This window comes from Nostoc sp. (genome assembly GCF_036916575.1).
Lineage (GTDB): Bacteria > Cyanobacteriota > Cyanobacteriia > Cyanobacteriales > Nostocaceae > Nostoc.
In genome coordinates this window covers 1-26,236 of the sequence record NZ_JBALGC010000116.1, presented here as the reverse complement: position 1 = coordinate 26,236, position 26,236 = coordinate 1, and the positions used below count along the sequence as shown (strand labels likewise).

15 protein-coding genes and 4 pseudogenes are annotated in these 26,236 nt (G+C 42.8%); 10 read left to right on the top strand and 9 right to left on the bottom strand.

Annotation, left to right across the window (positions count from 1 at the left end; genetic code table 11):
• Positions 1-57 precede the first annotated feature (57 nt).
• The 5 genes from V7L29_RS26235 (at position 58) to V7L29_RS26215 (ending at position 4,942) form a co-directional block, all read left to right on the top strand.
• Complete coding sequence (locus tag V7L29_RS26235) at positions 58-681, top strand: adenylate kinase family protein (protein ID WP_334737277.1); 624 nt, start codon at positions 58-60, stop codon at positions 679-681.
• Between the two features lie 163 nt (positions 682-844).
• A complete protein-coding gene (rph, locus tag V7L29_RS26230; RefSeq protein ID WP_334690823.1) occupies positions 845-1,591 on the top strand; it encodes a ribonuclease PH in 747 nt (248 codons plus the stop codon).
• A gap of 372 nt (positions 1,592-1,963) precedes the next feature.
• A complete protein-coding gene (gene pgl, locus V7L29_RS26225) occupies positions 1,964-2,686 on the top strand; it encodes a 6-phosphogluconolactonase (RefSeq protein WP_334737276.1) in 723 nt (240 codons plus the stop codon).
• A 270-nt stretch (positions 2,687-2,956) separates the two neighbouring features.
• Positions 2,957-3,832: an FHA domain-containing protein gene (locus tag V7L29_RS26220; protein WP_334737275.1), complete on the top strand. Its 876-nt coding sequence runs from the start codon at positions 2,957-2,959 to the stop codon at positions 3,830-3,832.
• Between the two features lie 366 nt (positions 3,833-4,198).
• Positions 4,199-4,942, top strand: coding sequence for a M50 family metallopeptidase (locus V7L29_RS26215; RefSeq protein ID WP_334737274.1), 744 nt, complete (start codon positions 4,199-4,201; stop codon positions 4,940-4,942).
• Between the two features lie 301 nt (positions 4,943-5,243).
• On the opposite strand, the gene V7L29_RS26210 is transcribed toward V7L29_RS26215, so the two are convergent.
• On the bottom strand, positions 5,244-5,393 hold the full coding sequence (locus V7L29_RS26210) for a nicotinate phosphoribosyltransferase (protein ID WP_298919063.1): 150 nt from the start codon (positions 5,391-5,393) through the stop codon (positions 5,244-5,246).
• Positions 5,394-5,844: 451 nt separating this feature from the next.
• On the opposite strand from V7L29_RS26210, the gene V7L29_RS26205 reads away from it, so the two are divergent.
• The 5 genes from V7L29_RS26205 to V7L29_RS26185 all read left to right on the top strand — a co-directional run bounded on the left by V7L29_RS26205 (position 5,845) and on the right by V7L29_RS26185 (position 10,791).
• Positions 5,845-7,293 (top strand): nicotinate phosphoribosyltransferase, encoded by a 1,449-nt coding sequence (locus tag V7L29_RS26205; RefSeq protein WP_334688986.1) that lies wholly within the window; start codon positions 5,845-5,847, stop codon positions 7,291-7,293.
• Between the two features lie 4 nt (positions 7,294-7,297).
• Positions 7,298-7,897: a nicotinate-nucleotide adenylyltransferase gene (locus tag V7L29_RS26200; RefSeq protein ID WP_334688989.1), complete on the top strand. Its 600-nt coding sequence runs from the start codon at positions 7,298-7,300 to the stop codon at positions 7,895-7,897.
• A complete protein-coding gene (locus V7L29_RS26195) occupies positions 7,858-8,604 on the top strand; it encodes an NUDIX hydrolase (protein ID WP_334688985.1) in 747 nt (248 codons plus the stop codon). Before V7L29_RS26200 ends, V7L29_RS26195 begins: the two co-directional genes overlap by 40 nt.
• A gap of 87 nt (positions 8,605-8,691) precedes the next feature.
• A complete protein-coding gene (locus tag V7L29_RS26190; RefSeq protein ID WP_334737301.1) occupies positions 8,692-10,431 on the top strand; it encodes an NAD+ synthase in 1,740 nt (579 codons plus the stop codon).
• Between the two features lie 141 nt (positions 10,432-10,572).
• Positions 10,573-10,791, top strand: coding sequence for a hypothetical protein (locus tag V7L29_RS26185; RefSeq protein WP_334737273.1), 219 nt, complete (start codon positions 10,573-10,575; stop codon positions 10,789-10,791).
• Between the two features lie 217 nt (positions 10,792-11,008).
• Here V7L29_RS26185 and V7L29_RS26180 read toward each other — a convergent pair whose 3' ends face one another.
• The 8 genes and pseudogenes from V7L29_RS26180 to V7L29_RS26140 form a co-directional block, all read right to left on the bottom strand.
• Positions 11,009-11,812, bottom strand: coding sequence for an AMP-binding protein (locus V7L29_RS26180; RefSeq protein ID WP_334737272.1), 804 nt, complete (start codon positions 11,810-11,812; stop codon positions 11,009-11,011).
• Between the two features lie 15 nt (positions 11,813-11,827).
• Positions 11,828-13,336 (bottom strand): annotated as a pseudogene (locus V7L29_RS26175) (condensation domain-containing protein).
• Between the two features lie 580 nt (positions 13,337-13,916).
• Positions 13,917-14,336 (bottom strand): aspartyl protease, encoded by a 420-nt coding sequence (locus V7L29_RS26170; protein ID WP_442944267.1) that lies wholly within the window; start codon positions 14,334-14,336, stop codon positions 13,917-13,919.
• A 186-nt stretch (positions 14,337-14,522) separates the two neighbouring features.
• A pseudogene (locus tag V7L29_RS35655) lies at positions 14,523-19,127 on the bottom strand (SDR family NAD(P)-dependent oxidoreductase).
• A 66-nt stretch (positions 19,128-19,193) separates the two neighbouring features.
• Positions 19,194-19,961, bottom strand: a pseudogene (locus V7L29_RS26155) (phosphopantetheine-binding protein); the annotation flags it as partial.
• A complete protein-coding gene (locus V7L29_RS26150) occupies positions 19,918-22,839 on the bottom strand; it encodes a non-ribosomal peptide synthetase (protein WP_334737267.1) in 2,922 nt (973 codons plus the stop codon). The pseudogene V7L29_RS26155 and the gene V7L29_RS26150, both read right to left, overlap by 44 nt.
• A 265-nt stretch (positions 22,840-23,104) precedes the next feature.
• Positions 23,105-25,129, bottom strand: a pseudogene (locus tag V7L29_RS26145) (condensation domain-containing protein).
• A 40-nt stretch (positions 25,130-25,169) separates the two neighbouring features.
• Positions 25,170-26,236 (bottom strand): condensation domain-containing protein (locus tag V7L29_RS26140; protein ID WP_334737266.1); only part of this gene is annotated, 1,067 nt, incomplete at its 5' end.

Sequence of the window (26,236 nt, the reverse complement as noted above, 5' to 3'; positions counted from 1 at the left end):
TTTGGGCAAAACAAACTTAGCAAATAGTGAATTTGACAGAATGAGGAGTGAATTGTTGTGAGATTGGTGATTCTGGGAGGATCAGGATCGGGGAAAAGCACTCAAGCACAAAGGCTTTGCAGATATTTTGATATTCCTTTAATTTCTACAGGAGAGATTTTACAAGAAGCGATATCTGGCGATCAGCTCCTGCCGGAGTTCCAATGGTCGCAAGCCGATCCCCGGATTTCTCTTTCGGTTTACGCTAGCCTGAGTGAACTAGGTTACCATGCACAGCCATACGTGAAAAAAGGGAAGTTAGTTTCAGACGAAATGATCATTGAATTGATCCGAATTCGTCTCAGACAACCAGATATTAAGTGCGATTGGGTCTTAGAGGGCTATCCCCGTAATGCCTTCCAAGCTCAAAAATTAGATTTTTTATTGGATAATTTAGGGCAAAAGCTAGATTGGGCAATTTATCTCCAAGTCTCAGAAGCTGTCATGGTTAGCCGATCCTTGGGGCGATCGCTACCAGATGATCAACCAGAAATCGTGCAGCGCCGTGTAGAATTATTCTGCGATCGCACTATTCCCATCCTAGAATATTACGACCGTCGTCGCTGCTTGTTGACCATTAACGGCGACCAGTCACCAGAGATAGTGCAGCAAAATATTTTGACTTTGCTTTCAGCTCCTTAGAAAAGGAGCAGGGGAAGAATTCCTAACTCCTAACCGGAGGCGGAGCGTCTTTGGCTTTGCTTCTAACTCCTAACTTCGCACTCCTTGTTCAGCACTCAAATGATTTGCAACACTAAGGTAACCTTAAGGCAGTATTCCATATAAAAATCTTGAGGCAACTCCAATGGCTTGGCAGCGTCCAGACGGTCGGATTCCTTACGAACTACGTCCGATCAGCTTTTACCCTAGTTTCACCAGGTTTGCCCCCGGTTCTGTTCTCGCAAGATGCGGTGATACTCAAGTACTTTGTACTGTTAGCGTTACTAAAGGAGTTCCGAAGTTTCTCGAAGGAACTGGTAAAGGCTGGTTAACTGCTGAGTACCGGATGCTACCATCTGCTACCCAAAAACGCCAAGAAAGGGAATTATTCAAATTATCTGGACGGACGCAAGAAATTCAACGTCTAATTGGACGCAGCTTACGTGCAGCAGTGGATTTCGAGGCACTGGGAGAACGCACGCTGACTGTGGATGCTGATGTGTTACAAGCAGACGCTGGAACTCGGACAATAGCCATTACAGGCTCATTTGTGGCGTTGGCTCATGCGATTTCTAAATTGTTGCAGGAGGGCGTGTTGGAGCGATCGCCTCTGTGTGGACAGGTAGCAGCGGTTTCCGTAGGATTACTAGAGGGAGAGCCATTTTTGGATCTTAATTATATCGAAGATGTGGCTGCAACAGTAGATTTTAACGTGGTGATGAATCAACATCTGGGAATCATTGAAGTCCAGGGAACAGCCGAACAAGGCAGCTTTAGCCGCACTCAGTTGAATCAGCTGCTAGATGTCGCCCAAAAAGGAATTCAGCAATTGTTAATTGCCCAACGTGAAGCGATCACTGACTGGGAAGCCCGATTTGTGGGTGATTGGTAAGATGTCAACAAGAGGAAAGGAGGGATAGGGCATTAGGCATTGTTATTCTTCCCCTGCTCCCTTATTTCTTAGTCATTACCCAGTGCAAAATGAAGTTATTAATTAGTTTTATTAATTTTTAATAAGAATTAATAAATGTATCCTCTGTGGCGTTAATCAACGAAGTATCAAGTAACTGGGTGTAAATAAAAATAATCATCACAGTAGTTAGTACAATCGACTACTGACAATTTACCGTTGAAGGTGATGAGGTGCGTCTACGTTTTTCCAGCCTACCTAATCCACGATGTTAAATGTTTCAAAAGTTAAAAAGGGGGATCGTAATAAGTTCGGTATTGTATTGCTGGAAGGCAGCAATATGATAATGAAGCCATGAACAAAACCGTTGAAGTTCTACCGGATCAGCCAGCGCTGGTTGCACGAGCGCTAGAATTAATTCTGTCTAAGTTAAAAACTGCCATTGAGCAGCGGGGGCGGTTTACGATCGCCTTATCTGGCGGTAGTACACCTAAACCGTTATACGAAGCGATCGCTAATCAAAAACTGCCTTGGGATAAAATTCATATATTCTGGGGGGATGAGCGTTACGTACCACCTGATCACCCCGATAGCAACGAACTGATGACGCGTCGTGCATGGCTAGATCGTGTTGATATCCCAGCGGCTAACATTCATCCTGTACCAACTTTAGAAGCCAATCCAGAACTGGCTGCTGCTAAGTATGAACAAGAACTCAAAGAATTTTTCAATTCTTCTGGGGTCGAGTTTCCCTCGTTGGATGTAATATTACTAGGAATGGGTGATGATGCACATACCGCATCTTTGTTTCCCCACACAGAGGCTCTCAAAGTACGCGATCGCCTGCTTACTGTGGGTAACAAAAACGGAAATCTCAGGATAAGTTTCACATACCCCTTGATTAACTCTGCTCGCAGCGTGATTTTTCTGGTTGCTGGTGCTAATAAACGACCAGCTTTGGCGCAAGTCTTTGCACCTGTAGCCGATGACTTCACTTACCCATCCCGCTTAATTCAGCCCCAAGGAGAACTTTGGTGGCTGCTGGATGCGGCAGCAGGTTTGGAACTCCAACATTGAACAGGTAATTAGTAATTAGTAATTCGTAGTTCGTAATTCGTAATTAACTCATCAAGGTTTTAAAGCAACTAACCTTGGTTATGGAAAAGAAAAAAACACATTCCTTGCTCTAAGCAAGCGTATTTATGTGTAAAGCAATTACGAATTATCAATTACGAATTATTCTAACCGTTCTATCAGCAGTAATTGCTAGAATCTAAAGCTAGGGCCGCCCTCTGCTTGCCAGTCCTACCTATATTTATGATGATCTTGAACAAAGGCTAAATATCGATGATCGTCTGCCCTAATTGCAATCATCCCAACCCTGATGGCGCTGTCCAGTGTGAAGCTTGCTATACACCGTTACCCGCGACTACTAACTGTCCCAGTTGTGGGGCAACTGTGCAGGCAGATGCTGCATTCTGCGGTCAGTGTGGCTATAACCTTCACTCCGCAGGAGTTCCACACGTTCATACTGCGGTAGCTGCAACAGTTACTCCCGATATTCCTGTGGAAGTTCCGCCATTAGTTCCACCCGATCCACTGTTAGAACTTTTACAACCAGATGCTTTGGGAATAAGCGGTTCTACTAACTCCCATCCCTCCAGCTCATCTTTACCACCAACAACAGTGGCAGCTCCCCTAGCAGCTTTGCCACAAGTACCTGTTACAGAAAGCAGCCCCCCAGAACCACCGCCAACGGGAGCAGCCCAACCTGTAGTCTCTGGACAAAGTATTCCTACTCCACCACCTGTGGAACCAGCGCCAGCCTCTGAAGCCGAAGTACCACCAGCAGCACCAGCATCAACTGCAACTGTTGCCAGAACGCAATTACAACAGGTTACAGCGCGGTTAATCCACATTCAAAGCGATCGCTTAATTGAATTGCCGCAAAATCTCTCTGTGATTCATATTGGCAAGCCCAATGATCGGATTCCCCCAGATATAGATGTTTCAGGATTTCCCAATTCAGAAATTGTCTCGCGGATTCATGCAGATATTCGCGTTGAGGGAGACGCGCATTATGTAGAAGATGTGGGAAGTTCTAATGGCACTTATATTAATAATTTGCCGCTTTTACCAGGGAATCGTCACCGCTTGCGACCAGGCGATCGCATCAGCTTGGGTAAAGGAGACTTAATGACATTCCTCTTTCAACTTGCTTAACTGATTCTCCATCAATTGTGACATTGGTTTAGGCATTTTCTGCCCATCCTCCGGCATCCCTTTTGGAGGATAAACAAATAAACTGCATCAGACAAGCGACGGATAACTATATTGTTCTTGATAGCGCCATAGTTTACAGCCGTCGCTTCGAGGTGCTTTCTTGTTGCATTGTTCAGCAACTCCATTACCTCAATCAGCAATTAAAGATTAAAAAATAAATAAATGCAAGCGCAGCAAGTATTTTAGCTATTGACTATATGTAATTTAAATGCTCATCAGTTTAAATACACTAGGATAGAGAAAATACACTGTCAATTTTAGATTTGAAATTTTCCAGAAAATCTAAAATCCAAAATAGAGCAACCTATGAGGAAACCAAGCAAAAATTTTGAACCTTTGCTCACCAAAGAAGCCCCGCCAGTTGTTGAACGCATGGGGCTAACGTGGCTAGTTGCAGCAGCGATCACAACTGCTTTACTGTGGCAAGTACCAGGAGGGGATTATATCTTATACCCATTTACAATTTTGGCAACCTGGTTTCATGAAATGGGTCACGGCTTAATGGCACTCCTATTTGGGGGACAGTTTCAGAAATTGCAGATTTTTAGCAATGGTTCTGGTGTCGCAACTTATGATATTCAGTTGTCATTGGGGCCAATTGCCCCGGCAATGGTCGCAGCAGCAGGGCCAATGGGGCCGCCTGTTGCCGGTGCAGTTTTGATTCTGGCTTCCCGGAGTTTTAAAGCAGCAACCCTCTGTTTAAAAATTTTAGGGAGTTTTTTGTTATTTTCCACATTAATTTGGGTACGTTCTTGGTTTGGATTGGTGGCAATTCCCTTGCTGGGTTTAATAATCTTGGGTATCGCCCTGAGGGCGCCTCGCTGGGCACAAGGATTTGCCATTCAATTTCTAGGTGTACAAGCTTGTGTAAGTACGTACCATCAACTTGATTATCTATTTAGTAGGTCTGCTGGTCCCCTTGGACTCTCTGATACAGCGCAAATACAGCGGTATTTGCTTTTACCTTACTGGTTTTGGGGGGGGTTGATGGCGATCGCATCTTTGGTGATTTTAGTCCAAAGTCTCCGCGTTGCCTATCGTTCAGAGTAATCAGATTGAATCTTTAGCTTCGGGATTAGTAATGCACATTTCTAGCTTGCCACTAGGGGTAGCTCTCCATGACAACCTACGTTAAACATAACCTCTGTAGAGACGTTGCAATGCAATGTCTCTACGCACATCAAACTTTCACTGACCATCCTTAACTAAACTGTATTGGTTTATATCAATTGCAACGATAGAACTCCAGTTTGATTAATGAAAAATTTTTAAGATAAAAGTCTTGTTAGACAAAGATTTTATCTTAGTATGCTTATCATTATTCAAGCTGATTCCTGTATTCAATAATTTATTAAGTATCATCTGTCCGCTTATCGTAAGGCTCACCTGTAAAAGGTTGTACGCCAATAGTAGGATAAGCATCATCCGTAGGTCCAAAAATCCGCATTGCAGCTTCAGAAATATATTGGGTTATGTTCGCAATGATTTTGGAAATAGCCATAATATTCGACTCCTTTTTTTAAGTCGCTTTAATTGTGATACCTATACTCTAATGCTGATATTCTTGACTAGCTTCTATTCTCAATATATTGAAAATATATGCAATGTTTATTCAGATAACTTCGCAATACTTTAGCTTGTCAAAAAATCAAACTTTTATCTTTGATTGTAATTGTAACTTAGCTATTTCTCCAACTTCAGTCTGGGAAACAGGTTGGCAAATAAACTTTCTGTTACAAGATATTGTTTCCTTTCATTAACCGCCTTGCCAGATTAACATTATTGCTATCTATTACTATTAAAAAATATTAAGTATTTAATGAAGTTAGTATTAATTTACCTTTGAATCTACTGTTATACAGCAATCTATAAAATACACTTGCCGGGAGTTGACATTATTTATGGTAATATTTACCATAATAGAAGAAGCATTCTTGTAAGGAAGGTCTTGCATGACAACTTTGCCAGATTTGGGCTACGTACATAAACAGCAAAGCCAGCAGAACCAGGAACTAAACCTCTCTGGGGATGACTACAGCTTGCTGACCGACCTTTATCAGTTGACGATGGCAGCTTGTTACACAGGCGAAGGTATAGAACAACGACGGGCAAGCTTTGAGTTGTCTGTCAGGCGATTGCCAGAGGGTTTTGGTTATTTAATTGCAATGGGGCTGACGCAGGCATTGGAATATTTGGCTAAAATCCGCTTTAGTCCCTCGCAAATTGCGGCATTACAGGCAACGGAAATTTTTGCTCAAGCAGGTGATCGTTTTTGGTCACTTTTAGCTGAGGGAAAGTTTACGGGTGATGTTTGGGCAGTACCAGAAGGGACGGCTGTGTTTGCCAATCAACCACTATTGCGGGTGGAAGCACCCCTTTGGCAAGCGCAACTAGTGGAAACTTACCTCTTGAATACTATTAATTACCAGACTTTGATTGCCACAAAAGCAGCACGGTTGCGGGATGTAGCAGGGGAGTCAGCAACACTTTTAGAATTTGCGACAAGACGAGCATTTAGTCCCCAGGCTGCTTTGTGGGCGGCGCGGGCGGCATTGGCAGGTGGATTAGATTCCACTTCCAATGTGTTAGCAGCGCTACAACTGGGACAAAAGCCAAGTGGTACGATGGCACACGCCTTGGTGATGGCGTTGTCAGCAATAGAAGGCACTGAAGAACAAGCTTTTAGTGCATTTCATCGATATTTTCCGGGTGCGCCATTGCTGATTGATACCTACGATACAGTTGTTGCTGCCCAGCGCTTGGCCCAAAAAGTAAATTCTGGGGAAATGCAATTAACAGGAGTGAGATTGGACTCAGGAGATTTAGTTACCTTATCAAAACAGGTGCGATCGCTCCTTCCCGGTGTGCCAATTTTTGCCAGTGGCGACTTGGATGAGTGGGAAATTGCCAGATTAAAAGCTGCTGGGGCCGAGATTGATGGTTACGGACTGGGAACGCGATTAGTTACAGGTTCCCCTGTAAATGGAGTTTATAAACTTGTAGACATTGATGGCATCCCAGTGATGAAGCAGTCGAGTGGTAAGGTTACTTATCCAGGGCGCAAGCAGATTTTTCGCTCGTTTACGGGAGGTAAGGTAAAAGCAGACAGGTTGGGACTCTTAGGTGAAAGTTCTGTGGATGAAGAACCTTTGTTGCAGTTGGTAGTACAGGAGGGTGAACGGGTGCAACCACTGGAGTCGTTGGCAACAATTCGTCAGCGTACCGCCGCCTCAGTTGCTAGTTTGCCACAACAGACACGGTGTTTGGATCATCCTGTCTCCGTGCAGGTGGAGATTTCTGCTGCACTGCAAGAGTTGACTGAGGAAACTAAGAAACGAACCGCATACTCCTACGGAGAAGCAAGCTACGCGCAGCGTCTAGTAGAGAAGGACGCAAAGTAAGATGATGAGAATTGCTTTGTTTGGTACTAGTGCCGATCCACCAACTGCTGGACATCAAGAAATTCTGAGTTGGTTGTCTGAGCGTTATGATTGGGTAGCGGTTTGGGCAGCGGATAATCCATTTAAGTCCCATCAAACACCCTTAGAGCATCGGGCGGCAATGCTGCAACTGTTGATTGCGGATATAGACGCGCCACGGCACAATATTGCTTTGGAACAAGAATTGAGTAGCTTCAGAACACTGGAAACAGTAGAAAAAGCGAAGCTTACTTGGGGTGAAGACGCTAAATTGACGTTGGTAATTGGTTCAGATTTACTCACTCAGCTACCACGTTGGTATCGCGTTGAAGATTTGTTACAGGAAGTGCAACTACTAATCGTGCCGCGACCGGGATATGCCATAGATGAGTCTAGTTCAGAGGTAGTGCAAAAGCTGGCAGGGAAGATTGCGATCGCTAGTCTGACCGGTCTAGATGTTTCCTCAACAGCGTACCGCGAACATGGAAATCCCCAAGCCCTTACAGCCCCTGTAGTTGCCTATATTAATCGAGAGCATTTGTACGAATGCCAGGACGTTCACAAAAAAAGATACCAACTCCGTTAAACCAACAACCTTTGGCCGATTTCAAGGTTGGTGTTGATAATGTAATTTTTTCTGTAGATACTGTACAAAATCGGCTGTTAGTTCTATTAGTAATGCGACAGCAAGAACCATTTTTAAATCACTGGAGTCTTCCCGGTACTTTAGTGCGTCGAGGAGAGTCTTTAGAAGATGCCGCCTATCGCATTATGGCAGAGAAAATTAAGGTCAACAATCTCTACTTAGAACAACTCTATACATTTGGAGGACCGAATCGCGATCCACGAGAAGCAACTGATAGTTATGGTGTGCGTTATCTATCAGTTAGTTACTTTGCCCTAGTGCGATTTGAGGAAGCCGAATTAATTGCCGATCGCATGACTGGTATCGCTTGGTATCCAGTCAAAGAAGTGCCGCAATTAGCTTTTGATCATAATGAAATTCTGACCTATGGGCACAGGCGATTGCGAAATAAATTAGAGTATAGCCCGGTGGCTTTTGAAGTCTTGCCAGAAATGTTCACCTTGAATGATTTATATCAGTTATACGCCACAGTTTTAGGTGACAACTTTTCCGATTATTCTAATTTTCGGGCGCGTCTACTCAAGTTAGGTTTTTTATTTGATACCGGAATTAAAGTATCACGGGGTGCTGGTCGTCCGGCTAGTTTGTATAAGTTTGACGCTGAAGCTTTTGCTCCCTTAAAAGATAAACCTTTAGTGTTTATTTAGCTAATCACTTTGCAGAGTCGAAAATCCTGAGTAACTTATTTTGACTCTTGACCAATGACCAATGACCAATGACTAATGACTAATACAATGAAGATTGCGATCGCTCAAATTAATCCGACAATTGGTGATTTGCTTTTGAATGCCCAAAAAATCCTGGAGGCGGCACAACGAGCAGCATCTAGCGGTGCGCGTTTGTTGTTGACACCAGAACTTTCTTTGTGTGGCTATCCACCAAGAGATTTATTACTAAATCCTAGTTTTGTGGAAGCGATGGGCATCACTTTACAAAATTTGGCGCGGGATTTACCACCAAATTTAGCTGTATTGGTAGGAACTGTTGAACGGAACCTGAAAGCGTCTATTACTGGCGGTAAAACTTTATTTAACAGCATGGCTTTGGTAGAGAATGGCAAGGTAAAACAGCTTTTTCACAAGCGACTTTTGCCGACTTACGATGTATTTGACGAACGTCGCTATTTTGAACCAGGATTACAAGCTAATTATTTCACTCTTGATAATATTCATATTGGCGTAACTATTTGCGAAGATTTATGGAACGATGAGGAATTTTGGGGCAAACGTAGTTATCCAGTGAATCCGATTGCTGACTTAGCAATTCTGGGTGTAGATTTGATTGTAAATTTGTCTGCTTCTCCTTACACTGTCAGCAAGCAGCAGTTTCGTGAAACCATTCTCAAGCATAGTGCAGTACGTTTTCAACAACCGATTATTTATGCTAATCAGGTTGGCGGAAATGATGACCTAATTTTTGATGGGCGTAGTTTTGCCTTGAATCGTCAAGGTAAAATTATGTGTCGTGCCCGTGGTTTTGACACCGATTTAGTAGTAGTCGAATTTGACGAGGCGCAACGGGATTTGCAATTGGGTTCTGTAGCACCTGCATATGAATCGGAAGATGAAGAAATTTGGTACGCTTTGGTTTTGGGAGTTCGAGATTATGCCCGCAAGTGTCGCTTTTCTAAAGTAGTGTTGGGTTTAAGCGGCGGAATTGATTCTGCAATAGTAGCTGCGATCGCCACTGCTGCACTTGGTAAAGAAAATGTCCTCGGTGTTCTCATGCCTTCCCCTTATAGTTCCGAGCATTCCATCAGTGATGCTGTGGCATTAGCGGAAAATTTGGGGATTAAGACTCATCTTTTACCAATTGGCGAGTTAATGCAAGGCTTCGATCATACTTTAGATGATTTGTTTGCAGGTACGGAGTTTGGACTGGCTGAAGAGAATATCCAATCTCGGATTCGCGGTAATTTATTAATGGCGATCGCTAATAAATTTGGCTATCTTCTTTTATCTACTGGTAACAAGTCAGAAATGGCAGTTGGTTACTGTACTCTCTACGGCGATATGAATGGCGGGTTAGCAGTAATTGCAGATGTTCCTAAAACCCGTGTATATTCACTTTGCAATTGGTTAAATCGCGATGTCCACGACGGGCTACGCCTACGTGAAATCATCCCGCAAAACGTCTTGACTAAACCACCCAGCGCCGAACTCAAACCAGGTCAAGTTGATCAAGACTCTCTACCGCCTTACGAAATTTTGGACGATATTTTGCAACGCCTGATTCACAATCACCAATCAGCAGCGCAAATTGTTACAGCAGGTCACGATCCGGTGATTGTAGACCGAGTAATCCAAATGGTGGCGCGGGCTGAATTTAAACGGCGACAAGCACCTCCCGGTTTAAAAATCACCGATCGCGCTTTTGGAACTGGTTGGCGAATGCCAATTGCTAGTAACTGGGTTGGTATCAAAAACGCTTACCAGACTAAAACCACAGCTACACCTAACCTTAGTTTGTTGTGATGGACAAAATGCTCATCGGCAAATCAAGTAATTTAGTTATCAAACCTGTCCCTGCCTTGAACTTTTATTAAAGTCTGTCCTTCTCTGATGCGGAGAGGGATAGGTTTTGCATAGTAAAATCTTTTTTAACTTCAATTTAATATGAGCGCAGCAGATTTATTCCCAACCTTGCACAAGCTATCTCGTGCAGATAAACTCAAGGTCATGCAGTTTTTAGTTCAAGAACTAGCGACTGAAGAAGAAACATTGTCGTTACAGCCAGGAGTCACTTATCATGTATGGTCTCCCTATAATTCCCATGAAGCTGCTAATAAACTAGGCGCACTGCTAGAAGAAGACAGACAGATAAACGATGCTTAATTCACAAAAATTTCCCTTCATTGAAAGTCGTGATGTGTTCCGTAGAAAAGGTATCGCTAATTTCTACCGACCATAATTTGGCCATATCTACTTGAGTTTTATCCCCATTAGCCTCGACAAATTTTTCAAAATCTGTTCTTGTGCTGAAGACTTAAGCAGTATCTAGTATTACTTCATTTATAGATTATATTCTTTGTCCTAACCACCTTGGCGGTTGCTATAGTTCTTCAAGTTGTTGCACCACTCGCCAACTCAAGGGTTCACCTGCCAAATTCACAGTTTGCACAGAGTTAGGAATAGCATTGAGTTGCAGTAGTTGAGTAATCGCACTGGGTACAGTATTAATCAGCGTCACTTGATTTTTAGCTGGCAAATTCGGCAGTGCCAAGGCATTTTCGGCAAGAATAACTTTCCCGCCCCAACTCAGAGGTACAAATAACTCGAATATTGATAAATCGAAGCAAATTGAAGTTGAGGCTAATACACCAGCGATCGCATCTGCACTAAATACCTCCAACGCCCAATACAATAAACAAACTGGATTGCGATGTTCAATCATCACCCCCTTCGGCTTTCCTGTAGAGCCAGAAGTATAAATCAAATACGCCAGATTTTCTGATGTAATAGCCGTAATGGGATTACTAACAGAATTTTCAGCTATAGCTTGCCAATCTTCGTCAAGATTAACGATTTTTGTATTGCTATTTACTTGGTAAGCAAAGGGAGTTGATGATGTCTGACTCAACAGAATCGGAACTCGCGCATCTTCCAGAATCCACCTCAACCGAGTTTCAGGATAAGCTGGATCTAGCGGTACATACACCCCACCCGCTTTGAGAATTCCCAAAATCCCAACCACCATCTCAACAGAACGTTCTAGACAAATTCCCACAGGTGTTTCTACTTCCACACCCAAATGTTGCAAATGATGTGCTAGTTGATTAGCTTTACTATTAAGTTCTCTATAAGTAAAAGATTGCTTACCAAAAATTAGCGCTATCTCATTCGGTGTCCGTTCCACTTGCGCCTCAAATAGCTAATGAAGGCACTGATGTCTAGGATATTCTTGTGTAATTTGGTTCCAAATTTTAAATTGCTGCTGTTCGTTCTCCGTTAACAAAGGTATTTCTGACGGCCTTTGTTCAGTATTTACAACTATCCTCTCTAGCAAAGTAATCCAATGTTCGCACATTCTGGCAATCGTAGCAGCATCAAACAAATCTGTACTGTATTCAAATTGTCCAGTAATTCCCTGCTCGCTGTCCTGCAAATTCAGACGTAATTCGTATTTTGCTGTGTCTTCATTAAAAGGCAACCGTTCCAGAGTTAATCCTGGCAATTGTGGCGATCACACCGATGCCAATTGTAAATCAAACTTAACTTGGAATAACGGCATCATCTGACTGAAATTCCGTTCAGGATTTATCACTTTCACCAATTTTTCAAAGGGTAAATATTGATGGGCAAAAGCAGCAAGCACCACCTCACGCACTCGCATCAATACTTCCTGCACCGTGGGATTTCCTGCCAAATTGGTACGCAACACCAGCGTATTAACCAGTAAACCGATCAAATTTTCAGTTTCTTGGCGATCGCGGTTGATAATATCAGTACCAATAATTAAATCATCCTCTCCTGTGTATCGATACAGCAATACCTAAAAGCTAGTTAACAACAGCATAAATAGTGTTACCCCTTGCTTGGCTGCTAAAGCTTTGACTGCTTGAGATAGAGATGGCGATAAAGCTACAGGATAATGTGAACCGCTATATGTAGGTACGGCTGGCTGTGGACGACTTGACAACTGTAAAATAGGTAACTCACCGCCCAATTGCTGTTGCCAATAATTAATTTGCTCTGTGAGAAACTCACCCCCTAACTGTTGTCTTTGCCACACAGCCCAATCAGCATACTGAATAGGCAACTCTGGTAATGATAAAGTTTCTCCCTGCACAAATGCTGAATATAGTAACGATAATTCTTTCAGGAAAATGCCAATCGACCAGCGATCAGAAATAATATGATGAGTTGTCAGCAGTAAAATATACTCGTGTTCTCCTAAATATAATAGGAGCGATCGCCATAAGGGTTGACTCAAATCAAAGGGGCGTTTTGCCTGTGCTAAAGCTAACCTTTCCACTTCCAATGGAGTGTTAATTTCGCTGAGATCAATAATAGGAAGCGTCAGAGGTTCCCAAGGTGTAATGATTTGGACGGGCTGCTTTTGCGCGTTGGTGGTGAAACAAGTGCGTAAAGTTTCGTGTCGTCGCCGTAATTCATTCAGGGATTTTTTTAATGCTGACACTTGCAAGACTCCCCGCAGCCACAGAACACAAGGGACGTTGTAAACAGAACTCGTAGGTTCGAGTTGCTGAATGAACCAGAGGCGTTGTTGAGCAAAGGATAGAGGAATATCTTCTGTATTTGGGCGTTTGGAAATCGTGAGAGATTGTCCTAATGTCAAGCCTCGCTCTTTGAGGCGGCGTTCAAAAAGTAGGCGTTGTTCTGGAGATAATTGAGCTAGGAGTTGTAGTAAGTCAGCCATTTTAGATATTAGATTTTGAATTTATGAACAAGAATTCAGAACTCAAAAGGAACGAGTAGCGTCGTGGGGTTTCCCCAAATCAAGCAACTGGTGTTCAGAATTCAGAAGTAATTTTGTACGATTGGGTGATAAAACTTTTTTTATTTAGGAACTTCTAAGAAATAAATTATCCAAATAAACGAACCACAGAGACACAGAGAACACAGAGGAATAAGGGATTTCCAAGTAAAAAAATATTCAATCGCAGAGGGACAAGGGGGACAAGGGGACAAGGAAGAAGGAAGTCTAGTTGAGTAGACAAATTGGATAATTTATTTTTTGGAGTTCCCTAAGGAGGAGAGAGTTTTTTCGCCAGTTTTTTTGAGTATTTTTTTATTTGGAAGTCTCTTACAAGTAATTAATCGGACTTGATATAACATCTCTCTTGCATATAGCAATCCGATTTGATTTTTGAAAAAATCTAGGTATATGTAGGGGAGCCAGCATTGTTTTGCGGGTTTCTCCACCTGGTGAGACTGGCGTTGTGTTATCGGCGAGAGTACGGCACCAAAATCTTCGCGTAGTGCGTTATAAGGGGACTTCAAAGTACCGTCAGATAAGTATCTTTTCCTTCTAATGGTAAAACTCGGAGACTTTGATTTTTTAAATCTGATTCTAATCCTAAATCTTCTAGAGGAATTAGTCCTAACAATGGGTCTGAACCTGCTGGTAGTTCAATACAATTAAATGTTCCTTCTCGACCTTGAATTAATAGGTTTAACTCTCTAAATATACGAACTTTTTGTATCCCTACAGCAATTTTGACATCAACCTCACCTTGAAGTACTAGTCCTAATTCACTGATAATATTTTCTGGCAAGCACAATCGAGTTGCACCAGGATCGACTAAAACATCATTCAATGTAACTAAACGAATTTCATCTGAGGAAATAAATCCTCGTTCGGCTAAAATTTGGTCAATACGGTTGGCTACTGTAATTTTAGTTGTGACTTTGCCCATTGTCTCTGTTGGATTTGTTGCCACAACATTATTCTCCCTGAAGTTAGATTATGGCAATTTTATTGATATTTATTTTATCACCCTCTTAAGCATAAATATTTTCGGTTAGCGATCGCTCATTTTCATAATCTTTATACAGGAAAAATATACCGAAAATGTGAAAAATTTTATTCTGCTCTCCATTACCTACTCTTGAAGTTGTTGTGCTACCTCCTCCGGTGATAAGTTATGAATATCACTCAATAATGTGGTTATTTCTGCTAAATCCTGAGATTTTGGTTTTTGAGATGCAATAACTACTGCAATGCTAGCAACAGTTGGTGCTTCCTCCAGTAAACTCCGCATCGAGAGTTCTATGCCAAAGCGATCGCGCAAACGAGAGATGGCTTGAATTGCCAGCAGAGAATGTCCACCTAAATCAAAGAAGTTATCATGAATGCCAATGGGTGTAATTCCTAGCAGTTCTTGCCAAATTTGAGCGATCGCTTCTTCGATTTCGCTGTTGGGCGGAATATATTCGTTAGCTAATTTAGGGCGTGTATGGGCAGTATCAGTAGATGATTCTGTTTTGGTTGCATTTGGAGTTTTTGATGTTACCCATTGCTCTAAACGCTTGTGGAGGCTGCTTTTGGAAACTACGACAGACTCCGGTAAGCCTAAGTTGACAACTCGGCAGGTAGCATCCCAAACCTCTTGAGGGGTAAGTGCTAGTGCGGCTAAATTTGCTCCAAAACCACTGTTTATCTCAAATGCATCATCTCGGCAAGCATCCCAGTTGATGCTAATCCAGGGGAATGTACTGGTTTGATTTTGTTGCATAGCAAACATATCTATCACTGCATTAGCGGCAGCATAAGCTGCCAATCCCAAACCGCCCAAAACACTGGAAAGGGATGATTGTAATACACAAAAATCTAAGGGTTTGTCGCTGATAACTTTAGCTAAGGCAAATAATCCCTCTACTTTGGTGCGGTAATTGTAGTCCCAGTGATGTGGTGTCAATTGAGGCAGCAATGCCATTGAATGCTCATTGCTCATCGGCGTGGAATAGAAGACACCGTGTAGTTGTCCAAATTTTTGTTCTGCATGGGCGATCGCTTGCTCTAACTGCTGGTAGTCAGTAATATCTATATTCGCCGAAATGTAATCGACACTTGCATTATCTAAAGTTTGTTTTACGGCTTTGGCAATGACATCACTAAGCAAGATTAACCGCACTGGCATTTGTGTCAAGAAATCAGCGTAAACTGTTCCCAGACCCGTTGTTAAATCTCCCACAATCAGGTAGTTTCCATCTTGTCGCAGAGGTATAGTAGACAAAACCCCACCCGCACTATCAAGCACTCTCCCGATGCCTTGGGGAGGGTTGGGGAGAAGTGTATCAATTGGCACGAGTTTAAAAATTTGTTGCCAGCGATGACTACCCCGATAGGCAACAACAGCCTCAGTTGCAGAGCTAAAACATTCTCTAATTAATTGCTGCACCAATCGCTGGCGTGTATCAGTTTCCTTGGATACTACGATGTCAATACAACGACAACTCACTTGGGAAATTTCTTGAGAAATAACTTTACTCATACCCAAAACCATTGCTTTGAAAGGGTTAATTTCTTCGTTCCCCAGTATTATTTGCCCGTTATTTGTGACTACAGTAATTTGGATTGGTGCATTAACTGACTGGGAATAAATCGCCTGTGCTAAGTACAATAAGTTATAACTCTGGTTGTGATGTTCGTTAGTACTAAATAAATTCCATAAGTGCAGAATGCGATCGGGAATCAGTTCACGTAATTGCAAGTCTTCGAGTAAAGCAACAAAGTCCTGTTTTTCTTTGGGATTGACTGTAAAGGTGCGGTATGCTGGTTGTTCGTATTTTTCGCCAGGAGTTACAGTAATCACATCATGCCCAGCGGTTTGCAGAGTGTGAATAATCTCTGTGCCTACGCCGTAATTATCTGCCAGCACTAGCCAGCACTGCCGTTGTTCAGTTAAATCTACGGACGGACGCGATAGACTTCGTTCCCAAGAGGGCATATAGAACCAGTCAGAGGTAGGATTAATTTCAGGTGAATGCTCTTGTGCTGGTGGAACTGCTTGGAGGTCAATCCAGTAGCGTTGACGCTCAAAGGGATAGGTGGGTAATGGCAATCGGTGGCGCTGTTCGTAAGTATAAAAGCTTAACCAATTAATAGGTATACCCGCCAACCATAATTTTCCCAAAGTTTGGAGCAAAAATGCTACATCTGATTGGGTTTCATGAGGATGGCGGAGGGAAGATAGTATAGTTTGAGTGGAGATTTGTTGCTTGGCTAGAGTAGTAAGTGTTTTCCCTGGCCCAACTTCCAGTAAAATCCGGTTGGGTTCTTTAAGGAGTTCTGTTACCCCCTTAGCAAATTGTACAGGTTGCCGTAAGTGAGTTCCCCAGTAATGAGGGTCGGTTGCTTGCTCAGGTGTAATCCAGTCGCCAGTGACGTTAGAAATAAATGGGATTTAGGGCGATCGCAAATTCATCCCTACAAAAGCATCAATAAATGGTGCGATTATCTCATCCATTAAGGGTGAGTGGAAAGCATGGGATGTCTGCAAGCGGCGAGAAGTGATGTTTTGGATATATAGATATTGTTCTAATTTGGTAATTTCTGCCTTAGTACCAGATACCACTGATAACTGAGGTGCATTATTTGCTGCAATGACTAAACTACCTGACAATAAAGGTTGTAAGGTATGTGCCGAGATTGCCACTGATAGCATTGCCCCTGGCGGACATTGCTGCATCAACTTACCACGCATTGCTACTAACTTTAAGACATCCGGTAGCGAAAATACACCTGCTAAGGTTGCTGCGACATACTCACCAATGCTGTTACCAATCATGGCATGGGGTTGAATTCCCCAGGATATCCATAGTTGTGCTAGGGCATATTCGATTACAAATAAAGCTGGTTGAGTGTAAGCGGTTTGGGATAAAGCTGGGGATTGCACTTCGGCTTCTCTACGAGACGCTACGCGTAGCTTGCTTCCCCGTAGGGGTACGCTCAGTGATGAGGAATTCAGGACTGAGGAAGGATAAAGTAGATTTCGCAAATCTAGGTCTAAGTGAGGCTGGACTAGTTCACAGCAGCGATCAATATGTTGTTGAAATACTAATTCTGTGACGTATAATTCTTTCCCCATATTGACATATTGGCTTCCCTGTCCTGGAAATAAAAAGGCAATTTCACGCCTTTCTTTAGAAGCAACCTGAGTCAATCTTTGGGTTCTATCATCCAAAATCTGGATTGCTTGTGCTGTTGTTTGACACAATAGCATTTGCCGATGGTCAAAATCCTGTCGTCCTACTTGCAGGGTATAGGCTACATCCGCCAGATTTAATGGATGCTGTTGTAAATGACTAGCTAAATTATCTGTGATCGCACTCAAAGCAGTAGGGGTTTTCGCTGATAAAATTAACAACTGCCAAGGACGGGAAGCACTGGATGATGTTATTGCAGGTGCTTCTTCAAGAATTACATGAGCATTTGTCCCACCAATTCCAAAGGAACTCACACCCGCACGGCGGGGAGTCTGATCAGTTTGCCAATTAGTTAAACTAACGTTGACATAAAAGGGAGTCTTAGGAAAATCAATTTGAGGATTAGGCTGCTGGAAGTGCAAACTGGGGGGAAGTTGTTTGTGTTTAAGCGCCAGCACAGTTTTAATTAAACTGGCGATTCCGGCGGCGGCATCTAAGTGTCCAATGTTAGTTTTCACAGAAGTGATCGCACAGTATCCGGTTTTTTCAGTTTGAGCGCGAAAGGCTTGAGTCAGAGCCATAATTTCAATTGGATCGCCCAATGCTGTACCGGTACCGTGGGTTTCAATATAAGTAATGGTTTCCGGGTTTACCTCCGCCACCGCTTGAGCCGCCCGAATTACGGCTGCTTGAGTATCAATTCGGGGGGCTGTGTAACTAACTTTCAAAGCACCATCATTGTTGAGCGCCGATCCTTTAATTACAGCATGGATGTAATCACCATCCCGGAGAGCATCTTCGAGGCGTTTGAGAACAACACCTAAACCACTACCTGCGATCGTTCCTTGAGCATCAGCGTCAAAGGCTCGACAATGCCCATCTTGTGAGTAAATTCCCCCTTCTTGGTATAAATAACCCGTTGGACTGGACAAAGATACACCCCCCGCCAATGCCATATCACACTCTCCACTCAACAAGCTTTGACACGCCAAATGTACGGCTACCAAGGATGTAGAACAAGCGGTTTGAATATCCACACTTGGGCCGCGCAAATTGAGTTTATAGGAAACTCGTGTGGTGAGAAAATCTTTATCATTGGATAAAAACAATTGATAGCGATTAACGTTGGCTTGAATCGTCGGGTGAGAAATTAAATTTAGTAGATAGCTGTTCATTGCAGAACCGGCATATACAGCGATCGCTCCTGCATAATGGGCATTATATCCAGCATCTTCCAATGCTGACCAAGCACATTCTAAAAAGAGTCGCTGTTGTGGGTCAAGAATTTCTGCTTCTCTGGGACTGAATCCAAAGAATTCGGCATCAAAGTATTCAATATTTTCCAGAGTTGCAGCTACTTTCACGTAGTCAGGATGTTGTAGTAGTGAAGGATCTACACCACTCTGTTGTAATTGTTCATCACTCAAAAGAGTAACTGATTCTACACCATCCCGGATATTTTGCCAGAATTGCTGTAAATTATTGGCTCCCGGAAATCGTCCCGCCATGCCGATAATTGCTATTTCTAATCCGTTATATTTATTGTTACTATTCGTCATATATAAATATTTTGAGTGAACTGCAAAGAGCGCAGCGGATAAAGAATTGATGTACAACTACTAAGGTTAATTTGGTTTAGTTTGCTGATTTTCTAGAAGTTGTTGTCGGCGTTTTAGAAGTCGCTGTTTACCAGTTTCCAGCTGGACAATTCTAGATTCTACTTCCCCATCAGGTAAGGTTGAGGTGGTGGTTTGGGCTAAATAAGTTGCTAAGGAATTAATTGTGGCATAACGGAATAACTCTATTAGAGGAATATCTTGATTTAAGCGATCGCGCAACTGTCCTTGCATTCTTACCATTAATAAAGAATGTCCTCCTAAATCAAAGAAGTTATCATGAATGCCGATGGTATTAATATGAAGTAATTCTTGCCAGATGTCAGCGATTTTTTGCTCGATTTGTGTCTGCGGTAAAATCAAAGAAGTCGCCAGTGCTGAGAGCAAGTTATTCGGCGCAGGTAGTGCTTGGCGGTTTACCTTCCCATTGGGTGTAAGAGGTAATTGCTTTAGGACGACAAATACCGCAGGTATCATATATGTTGGTAGTTTTGCTGCCAAAAAGGAACGGATATCAGTAACCCCATCCGCCTTGCCAGGGGAAGGATTAGAGAGGGGTGTATTGTGGACAACATACGCCACTAAACGAAGCTCTCCCGGTTCATCTTCTCGCACAGTCACCACAGTTTGGGCTACTTCTGGATGTTGATTGAGTACCAATTCAATCTCACTTAACTCAATCCGAAAGCCCCGAATTTTTACTTGGTTATCCAATCTACCCAAATATTCTAAATTACCAGACGGTAAATAACGGACGCGATCGCCTGTTTTGTATAGGGCATGGGGCATTGGGCATTGGGGATGAGTCTTTAATACTTGCTGACGAGTCTTTGAACTCCGTTAATGAGTCTTTGATACTCGCCGACGAGTCTTTGAACTCCGTTAATGAGTCTTTGATACTCGCCGACGAGTCTTTGAACTCCGTTAATGAGTCTTTGAACTCCGTTAATGAGTCTTTAATACTCGCCGACGAGTCTTTGATACTCGCCGACGAGTCTTTGAACTCCGTTAATGAGTCTTTGATACTCGTGAATGAGTATTTACTCTCCACTCCCCTGCCCCCCTGCTCCCCTGCTCCCCAGTCCCCAACAAAAGGATTCGGCACAAACCTTTGGGCGGTTAAATCTGGCCGTTGCCAATAACCCCGTGCTACTCCCGCACCACCGATGTAAAGTTCTCCGGGTACACCCACGGGAACTGGTTGTAAATAATTGTCGAGAACGTAAAATTGAGTGTTGGCAATAGGATAACCAATGTTAACAGACTCCCCGTTATTGAGTTGTTGCACGGTTGACCAAATGGTGGTTTCTGTTGGCCCGTAGAGATTCCAAACTTCTTGACTCAATGATAAAAGTTGTGCCGCCAGGGAGTTATCTAAAGCTTCTCCACCACAGAGAATTTTTAAGTCTGGTTTCCCTTGCCAACCACTAGTTAAAAGTAAGCGCCAAGTTGCAGGGGTAGCCTGCATGACGGTGATTTGATATTGTTTGATCGCGGCTGTTAATTGCCCAGGATCAACTAGGGCGGTTTGGCGAGTCAGGATCAGTTGAGCACCTGCAATTAAGGGTAAAAACAGTTCTAAGGCAGCTATGTCGAAGGCGATTGTTGTGCTTGCCAAAAGACGATCGCTAGCGGTAATTGATAACTGCTGCTTCAGGGCTGTAAGAACGTTGACAAGCGATCGCATTTCCACCATCACCCCTTTTGGTGTGCCGGTAGAACCAGAGGTGTAAATCAAATATGCTAAATTTGCCAGATTTACTTGACATTCAGGATTATTTGTGCAGCATTGAGTGATCGCTTCCCAGTCTGTATCAAGACAGATTACCTGATAGTTGGCAGATGAGGAAGTAATCTTTATTTCCCCCTGCCCCTCTGCTCCCCTGCCTCTCTGCTCCCCTGTCCCCTGCCCCCCTACTTCCCCAAGGCTAGATTCAGTGAGCAGCAGGGCAATCTGAGCATCCTCAATCATAAAGCGCAGACGTTCAGCCGGATAGCTAGGATCGAGGGGAATATATGCGGCTCCGGTTTTCAGGATACCTAGTAATGCTATAAGTAATTGTGGCGATCGCTCTAAATAAACTCCTATCCGTGCCTCTGGCTGAATTCCCAATTTTTGTAGATAATGAGCGATTTGATTGGCTTTGGAATTTAATTCGCTGTAGCTAAGACGTTGTTCCTCAAACACAACTGCTGTTGCATCGGGTGTTTCCTTTACTTGTTGCGCGAATAATTCATGCAAACATTGGTCAGGGATTTCCTTAACTGTTACATTCCAATCAACTAGTATTTGCTGCTGTTGTGCGGGGTAAAGTAATGGGAGTTCTACCAAAGCACAATCACCTTGAGTCAGCATCCCTAATAATAGGGTTTCTAACTGTTGCAATAATTGGGTAATGTTATCTTCGGTGTAGCGATCGCGATCGGATAATAATCTTAAACTAAGCTGAGAATCTACCACTGCATATAGTGTTAAAGGATAATTTGTTTGCTCTGTGGCGTGAAAGTTACGAATTTGCACTGTGTCTAAGGATTGCTTGAGGGCAGGTTCCACAGGATAATTTTCAAACACTACCAAGGTTTCAAACAATGGCAGAGAGCGTGGCACTTCGCTGCAACGTTGAATATCAGTCAAGTTACTATATTCGTATTCACGTATTTCTACTTCCTGGAATTGAATTTTTTGTAACCAAGAATATAATTTTTGCTGTGGTGAGACTAACACTCGTAATGGTAATGTATTGATAAACAGTCCTACCATCGATTCAACACCTGCTAGCGTGCCTGGACGACCGGAACAGACAGTACCAAACAGGATATCCATTTCCCCACTGTAACGACTTAACAATAGAGCAAAAGCTGCTTGAACAAGAGTGTTGAGAGTAATTTGCTGTTGTTTGGCGAAATTGTATAGTTGTTGCGTTTGCTCACAAGTTAGGTGAATGCTTTGCTCAGTGTAATGGGTAGATAAATTATCACCTTGAGCATCGCCAGGTTGTCCAATACCCAAGCGGGTGGGAGTTGTAAATCCCTGTAAGTGCTGCTTCCAAAACGTTTCGGCTTGGGAAACATTTTGCTGCTGCAACCAAGCGATGTAGTCTCGATAGGGACGCGGGTTAGATAAGGTGGGGGTTTGTCCCCGGCTGTAGACACCGTAAATCATCAGAAATTCCTGGAGCAAAATCGGCATTGACCAACCATCCAATAACAGATGGTGATAACTCCAGACAAATTGATATACTGTCGGTGCAAGTTGGATCAGGGTGATGTGCATTAAGGGCGCTTGCGATAAGCTAAATCCCTGTTGTCGCTCTTTTTGTAGTAGTATTGAAAGTTCCTGTTGTTGGGTGGTGGTAGAATAATTTTGCCAGTCAAGATGGGTGATAGGACATTTTACTTGTTTGCCGACTACTTGCAATGGTTTTTCTAACTTATCCCAAACAAATGCTGTTCTTAGCACAGTGTGGCGATTGACTAAATGTTGCCAAGCTTGCTCAAAAGCCAAAATATTTAAATTACCGTGTAATTCATAGCTTACTTGGATAACATAAGCACCAGAAGAGGGAGCATAAAGGCTATGAAACAGCATACCCTGCTGCATGGGTGACAAGGGATAAATATTTTCAATGGCTTGGCGGTTGGGGGTTGTGTTCACTGTTTATCCTCTGTCTCAAAATTCGGTATTGCTGAATATAAATCAATACAGTTCAGTAAGCAATTTTTCCTTCTCTCTGTGTCCTCTGCGCCTCTGCGGTTCGTAAAAAAAATAACTTTGACAAAAAGTGCTAGCTTTAACCCAACTGGAATATAAATATGAAATTTTCACGCACAGGCGCAGAGGAGGACACTTCCGTAGGCGAGTTTTCCGACTTGAGGAAAGTGTCAGTCGCGCAGAGAGCAAGATTGAATTTCTAGAATAGTTAATGCTCAAAATTCACCATCCCTAGCACTTGGTCTAATGTGTGTTGGTCTAGGTTTGCTAATTCAAAATCGGAGGGCGTATAGCCTGTATTCTGGGGCGTTTGACAGTGGGTTATTATTTGTTGCAAGTAAGTGCAGAAGTTGGTAGCGAGATGCTTAATGGTTGTTTGTTTATACTGTTTGCAACTGTATATCCACTCGAATTGTAATTGCCCTGAGCGCACAAAACCATTGATTTCAATAAGATAGTGGCGATGCTGTTGTAAATCTTGGGGTGTACCACTAGAGAAAGAATCACAAAGGGTAAAGGTTGAAGGGGAAACTTTACTCTCTTCCTCCTGTTCCCTTTCCCCTGTCAACTGTCCCAGGTAGTTAAAGCTAATCTCGGCGGATGGGAGAGTCTGTAAGCGATCACTGATTTCTTTATTTTTGCTAAGATAACGGAGTAGTCCGTAGTTAAACCCGCGATTTGGCACCATCCGCAATTGTTCTTTGATAGCTTTGAGCTTTTCGCCCCAATTGTCGCTACTTTCAACTTACAACAATAGGGAATATATGACTGTAAACCAGCCCACGGTACGAGATACATCTATCTCTTTTCCGGGAAAATCACGACCATAATTTTCCATATCAATCAAGACTAAATCCTCTTTTGTCCATGTTGAGATTGCTTGTGTACAGGCAGTCAATAACACATCATTAATTTGGGTGTTGTATGCTGAGGGGACTTGTTTAAGTAATGCTTGTGTCTCTGGTGCTGAGAGACTGATGGTAATGGCATCAGCATTGGCTACTGTGTTACTGCCATCGGCATAATCGACTGCTAGGGGTTTTACTGTTTGGCGTAGGCTAAGCCCGCCGGAGGCATCGCTTGATAGCCAATAATCGAGTTCTTCTGATAAAGTTGTTGATGCAGCATGGCTGTGTAACTGTTCTACCCAAGCTGTAAAAGCAGTGGTTTTTGGCGGAAAATCAATACTTTGTCCTTGAATGAGTTGCTGATAAGTTCTCTGCAAATCTTCCAAGAGAATACGCCAGGAAACTGCATCTATTACCAAATGATGAATCACAATTAATAGGCGAGATTCTTCACCCAAATCGAAATTAGCTACCCGCAGCAATGAACCGTGAGTAATATTTAAACTTTCTTGCAGTTGGCTGGAAAGTTCTCTCATCGCCGCTTCTTGTTGCGTCGCCGATAAAGCCGATAAATCGCTAAAAATGTAGGGAATATCATCATCTAACTCGACAATTGTAGCTTGCCATTGCACCTTCCCTTGCTGATGCCTTGGGGAAGATGGATGGGGTTTTGTAAATTGACTCCGCAGTACATCATGATGTTGTAATAGTTTTTTCCAGGCTGAAATGAGAATTGCTGGTTGTAATTTCTGCTTCGCCTGCAAAAACACCGCTTGATTAAAGTGATGCAGATTCACTAACTCTTGCTCAAAAAACCAATGTTGAATGGGTGTGAGTGGTAGAGAACCTGTGATTATACCCTGCTGGGCGTGGGTTGCTAAGACAGGGGTAACAACTGCTGCTAAGTCGGCGATGGTTTGGTATTGGAAAAGCTGTTTAGGAGTCAGTTGCAGCCCTGCTTGATTGGCACGACTAATCACTTGAATTGCCAGAATTGAGTCTCCACCCAGTTCAAAAAAGTTATTATGGATGCCGACTTGAGGCAGATGTAAAAGTGATGACCAGATATTCACTAGTATTGCCTCTATATCAGTGCGTGGTAAAACCACATCCTGCTGGTTTTGCAGTTCTGGTGCTGGTAGGATTCGTCGGTCTGCCTTACCATTAGCTGTGAGCGGTAAAGTTTCTAGTGAGATAAAAAAGTTAGGAATCAAATAATCTGGTAGCCGTAGTTGAAGAAATTGCCGCAGTTCAGTTGCAGAAATCGGTTGCAATTTTGTGTCTTGTACGAAGTAAGCTACAAGCTGTTTATGCTGCGATTTGAACTCGTCAGCAATTACTACACAATCTTGTACAGTTGGATGTTGAGCGAGTACTGCTTCAATCTCGCCTAACTCAATCCGAAAACCTCTGATTTTAACTTGATTATCCCATTGCTTGGTATAAAGTTGCGATTTCCTGCGCTAAAACATCAACTGACCAACCATCAGTGATGATATGATGCATGGTCAATAATAATACGTGTTCATCTGGATGCAGATATAATAATTTTACCCGCAAAAGTGGACTCTGTTCCAAGTAAAACGGCTGCTGACTTTCGCTATGAGCAAGCTGTTCAACGGTTTGGTGCTGTTGCGATGCAGAAAGTGAACTCAGGTCAATAATTGGAATAAATAGAGTTACATCAGAAGATACAACTGCTACCCCATGACCATCAACTGTAGGAAAGCTGGTACGCAATACTTCATGACGACGGATGATTTCGGTAAAGCTTTGTCTGAGGACAGTAACATTCAACTTCCCACTCAGATGCAATGCCGCAGCTACGTTGTAGGATGGGTTATCTGGTTCTAATTGTGCTAAAAGCCAGAGGCGTTGTTGAGCAAAAGAAAGGGGTAAATTTCCCTCCCGATTGATGGGTGAAATTACCAACTGTGAGAATGATTGATTAGATGATGATGCGATCGCAGACGCTAATTCAGTTATAGTTGGTGTTTCAAACACTTGCCGCAATGGTATATTTACTCCAAATACCTGCTGAATTTGGGCAATCATCCGAATTACCAGCAGTGAGTGTCCACCTAAAGCGAAGAAATTATCTTCAACTCCTACTGATTTTAAGTTCAATACTGTCTGCCAAATGCCTACTAACAATTCTTCGCTAGGTGTGCGGGGAGCCGTTACAGTTAGGCTAGGTAGTTCTTCTACTTTCGGTAACCCCTTGCGATCAATTTTGCCATTGGGAGTACGCGGCAATACTTCCAAGAAAACAAAATGGGCGGGAATCATATAATCTGGTAAACGGTTTGCTAGAAATTGCCGCAAATTAGATGATTTTGAAGTTATGTCAGGGTTGGGGAGGGGTGTAATATAAGCAATTAAGCGTTTGTCACCCGTTATCGCTCTTCCATCACTCTCGTGAGAGAATAAATGAATGAAGTGACGCAAAGCTTTGTTTAGTCTATGTTTGAGGCAAGAAAGCCTGTCGAAAC